Genomic DNA, 12,961 nt, shown 5'->3' with positions numbered 1-12,961 from the left:
GCCCTTTGGAAGCGATTTCCGAAAAACGCCCAAATTCGGACATATGTTTTTTGTTTTGTTCCGGAAGGTTTGACAAAAGCCCTTTTGTGAAACGGATTGTCGATATCCCATGACGAGTTGCCTGTCGGGACTGAACGTGGACCTCGTGTTCCTGGGGGTCGCCCTTGTCTGGGTCGTGGCCCTGGTCATGCTTGTCTGGATGGCCGCCTTCCAGCGCTTCGAGGGCAAGCGCTACTTCATCGTCACCAACGTCAACATGCTCTGGTGGCTCGCCATGGTCGGGCTCGAGGCCGCGACCCCGGGGGCGGCCTGCAAGCTGGCCTTCTCGACCCTCTCCTGGCCGGCCATCGCCATGCTGCCCTTGGCCTGGTGCATGTTCGTCTTCGCCTATGTCGACGACGCCGCCTGGGTGCACCGCCGGAGCGTGCATCTGGGCGTGGCGCTCTTCTCGGCCCTCGTCGGCGTCGTGGCGCTGACCAACCCCTGGCACGGGCTTCTCTACGGGCCGGGCACCGCCATGGCGCCGGGCGCGGGCCGGATCAGCTATGTGCACGGGCCGTTCTTCTATGCGGTGGTGGCGGCGGTCTATCCCTTCGTCATGGCGGCGCTGATCTGCCTCGGGCGGGCCTTCACCCGGGCCGAGCGCCACGTCTGGCCGCTTCTGGCGACGCTGGTCCTGATCACCATCGCGCCGCTCTCGGCCAATGCGGCCTATGTCTTCTGGGACGTGACCTTCTTCGGGCTCGACCCGACGTCCTTCATGTTCACCTTCGGGGTGGTCGCCTTCTCCTCGATCCTGGCCAAGAGCAAGACCATGGACATGGCGACGATCGGGCGGCAGATCCTGTTCGATGCCACCACCGAGCCGGTGGTGGTGGTCGACCGGCGGCACCGCGTGGTGCTGCGCAACGCCGCCGCGCGGCGGGTGCTCTTCGGTCATGGCGCGGCCCCGGGCGAGGCGGTCCTGCCGCGCGGCGTGGCGCGCTTCCTCGGTGACCTGGGCCGGGCCGAGCGCGAGGCAGAGCCGCAGATCGTCGTCGGCGAGCGCATCTACGAGCCGCGCGTCTCCGAGGTCTCCGACCCTCTCAATCCGACCCGACGCAAGCTCGGCTGGAGCGTCACGCTGGTCGACATCACCGAGCGCATCAAGACCACCGAGGCGCTGGAGCTGGCCCTGCGCCAGGCCGCCGAGGCCAACCGCGCCAAGGACGAGTTCATCTCGGTCATCAGCCACGAGCTGCGCACGCCGCTGACCTCGCTCAAGGGCGGGCTGGCGCTGGTCCAGAGCGGGCGGCTGGGCGAGCTGACCCAGCCGATGCAAAGCTCGCTCGACATCGCACGGCGCAACGGCGAGCGGCTCTCGCGGCTGATCGACAACATCCTGCTGGCCCAGAAGATCGAGCTCGAGGCGCTGGTCCTCGACCGCACGCCGGTGGACCTCGCGGCGCTGCTCGAAGGCAGCATCGGCGAGAACCAGATGTTCGCCGAGGAGCGCAAGGTGCGGCTCGAGGCGCGCCAGGGCGGGCCCGCGCCGGTGATCCTGGGTGACGAGTTCCGCCTGCGGCAGGTGGTCGACAACCTGATCTCCAACGCCATCAAGTTTTCCTCGCCCGGGGCGGTGGTCGAGGGTTTCCTGGGGCTCGAAGGCGGCCGCGCGCGGCTTTCGATCAAGGACAGCGGGCGCGGCATCCCCGAGGGCGCCGAGGACCGGGTCTTCGGGCGCTTCGCCCAGGTCGACGGCACCAAGACCCGCAGCGCCGAGGGCTCGGGCCTGGGGCTGCATATCTCCAAGCAGCTCGTCGAGCAGATGTCCGGGGTGATCTTCTACGACAGCACGGTCGGGCAGGGGACGGTGTTCCACGTCGAGTTCGACCTCCTGGCCGAGGCCTCGCCGGATGTGGAGATGATGGCGGGCTAGGCGCGGCGGGCCCCGGGTGGGGCACGCCTTTTTCGCTCTCATCGGTCAAGGGATAGGTCCGCCCGTTCATGTCGCCGAGCGGCGCGGACGGGATGCCCGGACACCAAGTCATCCCACCGAATAAGGCTGGGGAGAGCCACGCTTTCTGCCATGCCGGGCAGGGCTTAAAACGCCCCGCCTTCCATGGCATCGCCTAAGCCCCCTCACCCCGCCGCGTCGCGCGGGGCCATGGCGTTCGAGCGGGCGATCAGGTCGACGCCCATCTGCGCAAAAAGCTCTGTGTAATCCAGCAGCACCCAGTTCTCGGCGATCCGGCCCTCGGCCACGCGGTAGAAATCCATCACCCGCAGGGTCAGCGCCTTGCCGCTCGCGGGCACGCCCAGGTAGTCGCCCTGGTGCGTCATGGTCATCGAGGGCCAGCCCGAGACCGCGGCGTAATTGCCGTTCCCGATCCGGCAGTAGTGATTGCCGCCCTTGCGGTCGGGGAAGGCGGTCAAAAAGGCGCTGCGGTGATCGCGCACGAAGCCACCCCAGCGGTAGTTCGAGCCGATCCCGCCCGGCCCGTACCACATCATGTGTTCGGCCCAGGCGCCGGTCGCCCCGGTCTGGTCGGCGCTCTCGAAGGTGGCGGGGTCGAAGGCGTGCAGGTCCGAGAGCATCCGCTCGACCACGTCGAGGCTCGCCGCGCCGTCGCCCGCCTCGGGCAGGACGCCGTCATGGGTGGCGGGGCCGGGAAAGAGCATCTCGGTGCCGAGCATCCGGGGCAGGGGGAAGCGGCCCGCCTGGCGCATGAGGTCGGGCAGGTCGAGGATGATCCGCGCCTCGGTGATCCGGCCTCCCTCGACGCGGTAGAACTCGCCCGCGCGCAGGAAGGCCAGGTGGCCCGAGGGCGCGAGCCCGGCGAAGGTGCCGGTGAAATCGCCCACGTAGTGGGTGACGCTCGCGAGCCAGTCGCCGCCGGTCTCGCGGCGGTTGGCCCCGGAGATGAAGATCTCGTCGCGCCGGTAGGCCCCGGCGAGCGCGGCGCGCAGAGGGCGGATGAAGCCCGCGATCACCGCGTCGCGGCCCTCGAGCAGTTCCAGCGGCGCGGAGAGGTGGAAGCGGCACTCCTCGGCCAGGCAGGCCTTGGCCCGGGTCTCGATCTCGGCCTCGGGGCCCGCGATCAGCGCCGCCAGCGCCTCGCGCAGTGCGGCGGCGTCCAGGGGTGTTTCCATCGTCTCGTCCTCGCTTCGCTCGATTGTTTTGCACACGATTGCAAAAAAGACTTGCCATGGGGCGGCGCTTCTGTCTAGCGTGTTTGCAATCGAGTGCAAAACGCTGCCGGCGCCGCGCTCCTGAAGGGGAAGACCATGGCCGAGATCGAGCTCAGGAACCTGTCCAAGCGTTGGGGCACCTTCATCGGCGTGGATCGCTTCGATCTGACCATCGCCGACCAGGAGTTCCTGGTGCTGCTCGGGCCCTCGGGCTGCGGCAAGACCACCACGATGCGGATGATCGCCGGGCTCGAGGATGCCACCGAGGGCGAGATCACCATCGGCGGCAAGGTGGTCAACGACCTCGACCCCAAGGACCGCGACGTGGCCATGGTGTTCCAGTCCTATGGCCTCTACCCGCATCTCAACGTCTACGAGAACATCCGCTTCCCGCTCCGGGTACGGAAGATCGACGAGGCGGTGCACGAGGAGCGGGTGATGCGCGCCGCGCGCATGGTCGAGCTCGAGGAGTTCCTGCACCGCAAGCCGGCCGAGCTTTCGGGCGGCCAGCGCCAGCGCGTGGCGCTCGCCCGCGCCATCGTGCGCGAGCCCAACGTCTTTCTCATGGACGAGCCGCTGTCGAACCTCGACGCCAAGCTTCGCGTCTCGACCCGGGCGCAGATCAAGAACCTTTCCCACGAGCTGAAGGTGACGACGATCTACGTCACCCACGACCAGATCGAGGCGATGACGCTCGCCGACCGGGTAGTGGTGATGAAACAGGGCGTGGTCCAGCAGGTGGGCACCCCCACCGAGATCTACGACAACCCCGCCAATGCCTTCGTCGCGGGCTTCATCGGCTCGCCCGGCATGAACCTGCTCGAAGGCCATGTCACCGGCGGCATCTTCGAGGGCGACAACGTCCGCGTCGAGGGGCTCTCGGTGCCCGACGGGCCGCTGACCCTGGGCTTCCGCGCCGAGGACGCGCGGCTGGCCGAGGCGGGCGAGGCGGCGGCGATCCGCGCGCCGCTCTACACCGAGGAACTTCTGGGCGATGCCACCATGCTCTCGGTCAAGGCCGGCGGCGCGCTGGTCTCGGTCAAGGCCTCCAAGGAGGTCCGCGCCCGGATCGGCGAGGACATGGCCTTCCACGTGCCGCCCCAGGCGGTGCATCTGTTTCAATCCGGCACCGGCGCGCGCCTGGCCTCCTAGCGGAAGGGCGGCGCCCCGAGGGGAGGAGGGGCGATGACGGCGACACGACCTGCGCAAGCCGCGCGCCCGGCCCCGGCACCGGCGCCCCGTCCTGTGACCGTCCCGGCAGCGGGCGGACCCGAGATCGGCCCCGCATGGCCGGTATCCCCCGCGGCGGGCGCCGCGTGGCAACGACAACTGGGAGACATGAGATGACCTACAGATCGATCCTGCTGGCCGGTGTGGCCAGCCTCCTGGCGACAACCGCCAGCGCCGACTGCGCCTTCGAGAACGACACCCCCGTCAGCATGCTGTCGGCGGGCTTCGAGGCCTGGAAGGCGGTCAGCGACGCCATGGCCGAATGCGGCAACTTCAGCGCCGAGCTGGACCAGGAGTTCCGCACCAAGCAGCCCGAGGCCTTCTCGGCCAACCCCTCGCTCTATGCTTTGGGCGGGGTGTCGAACGGCACCATCACGCCCCTGATCAACGAGGGCCTGATCCGGCCGCTCGACGATCTGGTCGCGGAATACGGCCAGAACCTCAACGACAACCAGCTGATCCGCATCGACGGCCAGATCATGGCCGTGGGCATGATGGTGAACACCCAGCACCTGATGTATCGCGCCGACATCTTCGAGGACTTGGGCCTCGAGGTGCCCGAGACCTGGGAAGAGGTGCTCGCCGCCGCCGAGGCCATCGAGGCCGCGGAGGTCGTCGACTACCCGCTCGGCGCCACGATGAAGTCGGGCTGGAACCTCGCGCAGGACTTCAACAACATGTTCCTGGGTTTCGGCGGCAGCTTCACCGACGCCGACAACATGCCGACCATCAACACCGAGGCCGGGGTGAACGCGCTCGAGATGATGAAGGCCATGACCGACTACATGGACCCCGAGTATCTCGTCTCCGACTCGACCTACGTGCAGCAGCAGTTCCAGCAGGGCAAGATCGCCATGGCGAACCTCTGGGCCAGCCGCGCGGGCGCCATGGACAACGAAGAGGAATCCTCGGTCGTGGGTCTGGTGGAAAGCGCCGCCGCGCCGCGCGCCACCGCCGACGGCCCGCCGGCCACCACGATCTGGTGGGACGGCGTCGTGGTCGCCAAGAACATCTCGGACGAGGAAGCCGAGGCGGCCTTCCGCGTCGCCATGGAGGGCATCGACAGCGAGATGGTGCAGGGCGCCAATGACGCCGCGATCTGGCTGGTGCAGGGCTACGAGCCGACCCGGCTCGCGCAGGGCGCCATCGCCACGCTGCAGTCGCAGCCCGGCGCCACGGCCTATCCCTCGACCACGGCGATGGGGCTGATGCACACCGCCATCGGCAACAACGTCTCGGCCTATCTGACCGGCGACAAGGACGCCGAGCAGACGCTCGCGGACATCGAGGCCGACTACATCACCAGCGCCCGCGAGGCCGGCCTGATCCAGGGCTGACCCCGCACCACGGGTCCGGCCCCGGCGGTCTCTCCCCCGCCTGGGGCCGGTCCCACCGCCCTTACCGACGCCCCCGTTCCCCGCGCGACCGGCCAAGCCCCGTGCGCGCCAGCCAAGGAGAAAGCGCATGAAGCCCCGGGTTTTCGCCGCGTTCGTCGCGCCCTCGCTCCTGATGATGCTGATCTTCATCGCAGCACCCCTGGTGTCGGTCTTCGCGCAGAGCTTCTACGTCACCCAGCCGGTCTTCGAGCGCGTCGAGGTCGAGACCTGCACGCCAAGCTTCCCGACCGCGATCTGCACCACCGAGACGAAAAGCCGGCCGGTCCTGGACGCGGCGGGCGAGGTGCAGACCCAGACCCGCTACGTCGGGCTCGAGAGCTACCGCAACATGCTGCAGCTCGACCGCGTGGGCGAGGCGCTCTCGTCGGGGCGGATCGGGCAGATCCTCAACATCGACTTCTGGTCGGCGCTGCGCTTCACGCTGATGTTCACGCTGATCACCCTGCCGATCGTGATCGTCGCGGGGCTGGCCATCGCGCTGGCGGTGAACAACGCCGTCAAATCGCTGCGCGGGCCGGTGATCTTCATCTCGCTTCTGCCCTTCATCATCACCCCGGTGATCGGCGTCCTGTCGATCCGCTGGCTTTTTATCGGCGACGGCATCCTGACGGCCTTCCTCGAGAACATGCTGGCGCGCGACATCGCGATGTTCGCCCAGGGTTGGACGATCGAGCTGATGATGCTCTTCTACCGGGTCTGGCACGTGGCGCCCTTCGCCTTCGTGATCTTCTACGCGGGCCTGCAGACGGTGAATCAGGACACGCTGGAGTCGGCCATCGTCGACGGGGCGAGCCGCTGGCAGCGTCTGCGCTTCGTGGTGATCCCGCACCTCGGGCCGCTGATCACCTTCGTGGCGCTGATCCACCTGATGGACGCCTACCGCGCCTTCGAGGAGATCGTCGGCTTCTCCAGCCAGAGCCACGTCATCTCGCTGCAATGGCTGACCTACGACCTGCTCCAGCCCGACGATGCCGGCAACCGCGCGATCAGCCGCGCCTCGGCCTCGGCGATGCTGACCATGATCGGGGTCGTGATCCTGCTCATCGCGCCGGTCCGCCGGGCCTGGCGTGAACACAAGGGGTTCCGCTGATGACCGCCAAGACGCTTCGCCAACCGCTGCCGCTGCGCCTGGCCTCGGCGGGATTCCTCGCCTTCTGGTGCCTGCTGGCGATCTTCCCGATCGCCTGGATCGCGATCATGAGCGTGAAATCCCCGGTCGACGCCTTCTCGGGCAGCTTCTCCGAGGTGCTGACCGGCCCTGCCACCCGGGCGGGCGGCGCGGGCCTTTCGGTGATCGACCTGGTGCTGGGCGGCGCGGTGATCCTGCTGCTGATCCGCTGGGCCTTCACCGGCCTGCCGGGGCTGGTGCGCCGCCGGACGCCCGCGGGCCTTCTGGCGCTGGGCTGGCTCCTGGGAGGGCTCGGCTACGCGGTCCTCTTCGGCGCGGTGGTCTTCTGGCTCCTGCCCACGGTTCTCGGCCCGCTCGACGCGGCACTGGGGCCGCTCGGCGCGCCGGTGATCGGGGCGACCTTCGATCACTACTACGCGGTCTGGGTCGAGAACGCCTTCTACCGCAACTTCATCAACTCGCTGATCGTGACGGCGGGGGTGGTGACGATCTCGCTGACCGTGGGGACGCTGGCGGGCTACGCGCTGGCGCGCTCGCCCTCGAACCTGGCCTTCTGGCTGCTGATCGCGGCGCTGATCTTCCGGGCGCTGCCGCATTCGGTGCTGGTCGCGGGCTACCTGCCGGTCTTCATCAACTCGCGCGACTGGCTGGCGCCGATCTTCGGCGAGGCCGCGCCCACGCTCTACGGCCAGCCCTACGCGGTGATCGCGGTGCTGGTGGCGATCAACCAGCCCTTCACCATCTGGATGCTGCGCTCCTTCTTCCAGAACATCCCGACCGAGCTCGACGAGGCGGCGCGGGTCGACGGCTGCACCCATTTCCAGGCCTTCCGGCAGGTCATCATGCCGGTGATGTGGCCCGGGGTGATCACCACCGGCCTCTTCAGTTTCCTGTTGGGCTACAACGACTTCCTGGTGACCTCGCTGCTTCTGGACGCGCAGAACCAGACCATGGTCCCGGCCATCGCCAGCTACTTCAACCGCGAGACGACGACGACCGACCAGGTCGAGGCCATCGCCGCGGCGGTCTCGATCACCGCGCCGCTCTTCGTGCTGGTCATGGTGTTCCAGCGCCAGATCGTCTCGGGTCTGACCGCGGGGGCGGTGAAGGGATGAGCCGCCAGGCCCGCCACGCCAAGATCGCCCGGCACCCGGCGCTGAACCGGATGCCGCGGGACTGTCCCGACGGGGGCGGCTGAGCCCAGCCGCAGACCGCCGCAAGACAGACCCAGAGACAGGAGAGACCGGGCCATGAAAGGTTCCCGACCCGAACAGGCCGCGCTGAGCCGCGACACCGACCTAAGCAAGACCGAGGACACCCGCCGCGTGATCGAAGGCATGGTGGACGGGCTCAACGACCACCGCATCGACGACATCGGCGCCTTCTTCGCCGAGAGCTTCCGCTGGATGGGCAATTATGGCTGCGGCACCAAGACCGGGCTGCGGGAGTTCCAGGAGAACTGGCAGCGGCCCTTCCAGGCGGCCTTCTCGGACAAGGTCTGCATCGACGAGGCGCGGCTCTTCATGGGCGAATGGGCCGCGGCCTTCGGGCGGCAGGAGGCCACCCATGCCGGGCCCTTCATGGGCATCGCCGCCACCGGCCGCCGGGTCGAGATCCGCTACATGGACTTCTGGAAGGTCGAGGACGGCCGGATCACCGACAACTGGGTGATGGTCGATTTCCCGCATGTGCTGGCGCAGCTCGGCCATGACGTCTTTTCCGGCGAGGGCTGGGAGGCCTTCGACCGCGGCGAGAGGGTGCCGCCCCGTCCCGCCCCATCCGACAGCCAAGGAGAGACCCGATGAGTGTTGATTATCTGAAGCGTGGCAAGTCCGAGGCGGCGCGCGGCGAGGACGACGCCAAGACCCGCGCCATCGTCGAGGCGACGCTTGCCGACATCGAGGCCCGGGGCGACGCCGCGGTGCGCGCGCTGAGCGAGAAGTTCGACAACTACAGCCCCGCGAGCTTCCGGCTGACCGAGGAGGAGATTGAGCGTTCGATCGCGCAGCTCTCCGCCCAGGAGCTGGCCGACATCCGCTTCGCCCAGGAGCAGGTGCGCGCCTTCGCCGAGGCGCAGCGCGCCTCGATGACCGACGTCGAGGTCGAGCCGATGCCGGGCGTGATCCTCGGCCACAAGAACATCCCCGTCCAATCCGTCGGCTGCTACGTGCCCGGCGGCAAGTTCCCGATGGTCGCCTCGGCGCATATGTCGGTGGCCACGGCTTCGGTCGCGGGCGTGCCGCGCATCGTCGCCGCGACCCCGCCCTGGCAGGGCGCGCCCAACCCCGGGGTCATCGCCGCCATGCATTTCGGCGGCGCGCATGAGATCTACGTGCTCGGCGGCATCCAGGCGGTCGGCGCCATGGCGATCGGCACCGAAAGTATCGACCCGGTGCATATGCTGGTTGGCCCCGGCAATGCCTTCGTGGCCGAGGCCAAGCGCCAGCTTTTCGGGCGAGTAGGCATCGACCTCTTCGCCGGGCCGACCGAGACCATGGTGATCGCCGACGAAACCGTCGACGCCGAGCTCTGCGCGACCGACCTCCTGGGCCAGGCCGAACACGGCTACAACTCGCCCGCGGTGCTGGTCACCAATTCCCGCAAGCTCGCCGAGGGCACGCTTTCGGAAATCGACCGGCTGTTGAAGATCCTGCCCACCGCCGACACCGCCCGGGTCAGCTGGGAGGACTACGGCGAGGTCATCCTTTGCGACAGCTACGACGAGATGCTCTCCGTCGCCGACGAGATTGCCTCCGAGCACGTGCAGGTCATGACCGACCGCGACGACTGGTTTCTCGAGCACATGACGAGCTACGGGGCGCTCTTCCTCGGGCCGCGCACCAATGTCGCCAATGGCGACAAGGTGATCGGCACCAACCACACGCTGCCGACCAAGAAGGCGGGCCGCTACACCGGCGGGCTCTGGGTCGGCAAGTTCCTCAAGACCCACAGCTACCAGAAGGTCACCAGCGACGCCGCGGCGGCCGAGATCGGCCGGGTCGGCTCGCGGCTCTGCATGCTCGAGGGCTTCGTGGGCCATGCCGAGCAATGCAACATCCGCGTGCGCCGCTACGGCGGGGACAACGTGCCCTACGGCGCGGGCGCCCGGCCCAAAGAGGCCGCGGAATGAGCACCTCGGACCCAACCCTCGCGGCGCCCGCAAGGGCACCCGCGGAGCGCGACCGCCACAGCCGCCACAAGGCGCTGATCGCGCCCCTGCGCGCGGCGATGTATGACTTCGAGGAAGGCGCGGTGCGCCATGCGCTCGCCGATCTGGCCGCCCCGGATGCGCTCTTTCGGCTCTGCCATCCCTTCGGCGACAGCACCGGCTCCGAGGCCTTCTACGACAGTGCCTTCCGCGACCTCCTGGCCGCCTGGCCCGACCTCGAGCGGCGCGACACCATCGTCATGGCGGGATCCGACGAGTTCGGCGCCGACTGGGTCGGCTGCGGCGGCTATTACACCGGGGTCTTCACCGGCCCATGGCTCGACATCCCGCCGACCGGCCACCAGGTCACCATGCGGTTCCACGAGTTCTACCGCTTCGCCGAGGGCCGGGTGGTGGAGTTCCAGGCGCTCTGGGACATCCCCGAGGTGATGATGCAGGCCGGCGCCTGGCCCATGGCGCCCTCGCTCGGCCGCGAGTTCCACGTGCCGGGGCCCGCGACCCAGGACGGGCTGGTGCCCGGCCCGCATGACGCCACGAAGTCCGAGGCCACCCGCCAGCACATCGTCGACATGCTCGACCACCTCAAGAAGCACCCCAGCCAGGGCGGTCCCGAGGTCATGGAAATGGAGCGCTTCTGGCATCCGCGCATGAACTGGTACGGCCCCTCTGGCATCGGCACCGGGCGCGGCATCGCGGGCTTCCGCAACTGGCACCAGATCCCCTTCCTGAACGGCATGCCGGACCGCGGGCAGTATCTCGACGAGATCACCTATCACTTCTTCGGTGACGGCGATTACGCGGCGGTGACCGGCTGGCCGAACATGGTCCAGACCGTGACCCACGACGGCTGGATGGGCATCGCGCCCGCGGGGCGGAAGATCACCATGCGCAGCCTCGACTTCTGGCGGCTGGAGGATGGGCTGATCCGGGAAAACTGGGTGCTGGTCGACCTCCTGGACGCCTACCGGCAGCTCGGGGTCGATGTCTTCGCGCGGCTGCGCGAGTTCAACAAGGCCCGCAACCTGGGCCGCATCGCGGTTCCGGGAGGTCCGGCATGAAGCTGCCCCGCACCCCGTCGTTCCGCCTTGATGGCAAGCGCGCGCTGGTCACCGGCGCCTCCTCGGGCATCGGGCTCGGCTGCGCGGTGGCGCTGGCCGAGGCGGGCGCGCATGTCACCTGTCTCGCCCGCCGCGAAGGCCCCCTGACCGAGGCGGTCGAGGCCATGCGCGCCGAGGGTTGGCAGGCCGAGGCCCGGGCCGGTGACGTGGGCGACCTCGCGGCGCTCGACGCGCTTTTCGAGACGCCCTTCGACGTGGTGGTCAATGCCGCCGGCATGGCCCGCCATGCCCCGGCGCTCGACACGACGCCCGAGGATTTCGACGCCGTCCTGCAGGTCAACCTGCGCGCCGCCTACTTCCTGTCCCAGCGCGCCGCGCGGGCGCTGAAGGCCGCGGGCAAGGGCGGCTCGATCGTGCATGTCTCGAGCCAGATGGGCCATGTCGGCGGCATCGACCGGGCGGTCTACTGCGCCTCGAAACACGCCGTCGAAGGCATGGTGAAGGCCATGGCGATCGAATGGGGCCCGCTCGGCATCCGCATCAACACGCTTTGCCCGACCTTCGTGCGCACGCCGCTGACCGAGGCGACCTTTGCCGATCCGGCGAAACGCGCCTGGCTCGAAGAGAAGATCAAGCTTGGCCGGGTGGGGCAGGTGGAAGACGTGATGGGCGCGGTGCTCTATCTCGCCTCGGAAGCCTCGGCGCTGGTCACCGGATCGGCGCAGATGGTCGACGGCGGCTGGACCGCGGAATGAGCGCGCCCGGCGACACCGAGGGCCCGAAGCCCGAGAAGATCACCGCCCAGGACGTGGCGCGGGCCGCGGGCGTCAGCCGCTCGGCGGTGAGCAGGGTCTATACGCCCGGCGCCTCGGTCTCGGAGAAGACCGCCAAGAAGGTGCGCGCCGCGGCCGAGACGCTGGGCTACCGCCCGAACGTCCTGGCGCGCTCGCTGATCACCGGGCGCAGCCGGATGATCGGCCTCGTGGTCGCCTACCTCGAGAACTACTTCTACCCCGAGGCGCTGGAGAAGTTCTCCAAGGCGCTGCAGGCCGAGGGCTACCACGTTCTCATTTTCATGGCTTCGCAGACCGCCGGCAACATCGACGACGTGATCGACGAGATCCTCGACTACCAGGTGGCGGGCATCATCGCGGCCTCGGTGGCCATGTCCTCGAACCTCGCCACCCGCTGCCGGGCGCTGGGCGTGCCGGTGGTGCTCTTCAACCGGGCCCAGGACATGAGCGGCGTGGGGGCGATCACCTCGGACAATTTCTCCGGCGGGCGCGAGATCGCGCGGTTCCTCCTGGCCGGCGGGCACGAGCGCATCGGCTATATCGCGGGCTGGGAGGGCGCCTCGACCCAGCGCGACCGCGAGGCGGGCCTCATGGCGGGCCTGGCCGAGGGCGGGGCGCAGCTTTTCGCGCGCGGGCAGGGGGATTTCCACGCCGACCGCGCCCGCGTCGCGGCCCGCAAGATGTTCGCCGCGCGCGACCGCCGCCCCGACGCGGTCTTCGTGGCCAACGACCACATGGCCTTTGCCGTCATGGATGTCCTGCGCTTCGAGCTCGGCCTCTCGGTGCCCGAGGACGTCTCGGTCGTGGGCTTCGACGACGTGCCGCCCGCGGCCTGGCCCGCCTATGCGCTGACCACCGCCCGGCAGCGCGCCAACCTCATGGTCGAGCGCACCGTGGCGACGCTGCTCGACCAGATCGAAACCCCGGGCGTGGCCCCGGTCAGCGAGGCCATCGAGGCGCCGCTGGTCGTCCGCCGCTCGGCCCGGATACCGCAAGGATGGACGACATGAGCG

Annotated in this window: 11 protein-coding genes; 10 read left to right on the top strand and 1 reads right to left on the bottom strand. The window is 68.9% G+C overall.

Annotated features, from left to right (window positions below):
• The first annotated feature begins 109 nt into the window (after positions 1-109).
• Entirely contained in the window at positions 110-1,918 is a 1,809-nt protein-coding gene (locus ACX938_RS01765) for a sensor histidine kinase (RefSeq protein WP_459429737.1), read from the top strand.
• Positions 1,919-2,121: 203 nt separating this feature from the next.
• Here the strand turns inward: ACX938_RS01765 and ACX938_RS01760 are convergent, their stop codons facing one another.
• Positions 2,122-3,132, bottom strand: a complete 1,011-nt coding sequence (locus ACX938_RS01760; protein ID WP_459429736.1) for an ester cyclase — start codon at positions 3,130-3,132, stop codon at positions 2,122-2,124.
• Positions 3,133-3,267: 135 nt separating this feature from the next.
• Here ACX938_RS01760 and ACX938_RS01755 point away from each other — a divergent pair, with 135 nt between their 5' ends.
• From ACX938_RS01755 to ACX938_RS01715, 9 genes are all read left to right on the top strand, one after another.
• Positions 3,268-4,323, top strand: coding sequence for an ABC transporter ATP-binding protein (locus ACX938_RS01755; RefSeq protein WP_459429735.1), 1,056 nt, complete (start codon positions 3,268-3,270; stop codon positions 4,321-4,323).
• Positions 4,324-4,514: 191 nt separating this feature from the next.
• On the top strand, positions 4,515-5,738 hold the full coding sequence (locus ACX938_RS01750) for an ABC transporter substrate-binding protein (protein WP_459429734.1): 1,224 nt from the start codon (positions 4,515-4,517) through the stop codon (positions 5,736-5,738).
• A gap of 127 nt (positions 5,739-5,865) precedes the next feature.
• Positions 5,866-6,888 (top strand): carbohydrate ABC transporter permease, encoded by a 1,023-nt coding sequence (locus ACX938_RS01745; RefSeq protein ID WP_459429733.1) that lies wholly within the window; start codon positions 5,866-5,868, stop codon positions 6,886-6,888.
• On the top strand, positions 6,888-8,042 hold the full coding sequence (locus ACX938_RS01740) for a carbohydrate ABC transporter permease (RefSeq protein WP_459429732.1): 1,155 nt from the start codon (positions 6,888-6,890) through the stop codon (positions 8,040-8,042). Before ACX938_RS01745 ends, ACX938_RS01740 begins: the two co-directional genes overlap by 1 nt.
• A gap of 135 nt (positions 8,043-8,177) precedes the next feature.
• Entirely contained in the window at positions 8,178-8,732 is a 555-nt protein-coding gene (locus ACX938_RS01735) for an ester cyclase (RefSeq protein WP_459429731.1), read from the top strand.
• Positions 8,729-10,057: a histidinol dehydrogenase gene (hisD, locus tag ACX938_RS01730; protein WP_459429730.1), complete on the top strand. Its 1,329-nt coding sequence runs from the start codon at positions 8,729-8,731 to the stop codon at positions 10,055-10,057. The genes ACX938_RS01735 and hisD overlap by 4 nt, the downstream gene beginning before the upstream one ends.
• Positions 10,054-11,154: an ester cyclase gene (locus ACX938_RS01725; RefSeq protein WP_459429729.1), complete on the top strand. Its 1,101-nt coding sequence runs from the start codon at positions 10,054-10,056 to the stop codon at positions 11,152-11,154. The genes hisD and ACX938_RS01725 overlap by 4 nt, the downstream gene beginning before the upstream one ends.
• Positions 11,151-11,909 carry an SDR family NAD(P)-dependent oxidoreductase gene (locus tag ACX938_RS01720; protein ID WP_459429728.1) on the top strand — a complete coding sequence of 253 codons (759 nt, stop codon included), beginning with the start codon at positions 11,151-11,153 and terminating at the stop codon, positions 11,907-11,909. The genes ACX938_RS01725 and ACX938_RS01720 overlap by 4 nt, the downstream gene beginning before the upstream one ends.
• Complete coding sequence (locus ACX938_RS01715) at positions 11,906-12,958, top strand: LacI family DNA-binding transcriptional regulator (RefSeq protein ID WP_459429727.1); 1,053 nt, start codon at positions 11,906-11,908, stop codon at positions 12,956-12,958. The genes ACX938_RS01720 and ACX938_RS01715 overlap by 4 nt, the downstream gene beginning before the upstream one ends.
• Positions 12,959-12,961 lie beyond the last annotated feature (3 nt).

The organism is Roseivivax sp. (genome assembly GCF_054552075.1).
Note: the sequence above shows the minus strand (reverse complement) of the source record. Positions and strands in the feature narration are given on the sequence as shown.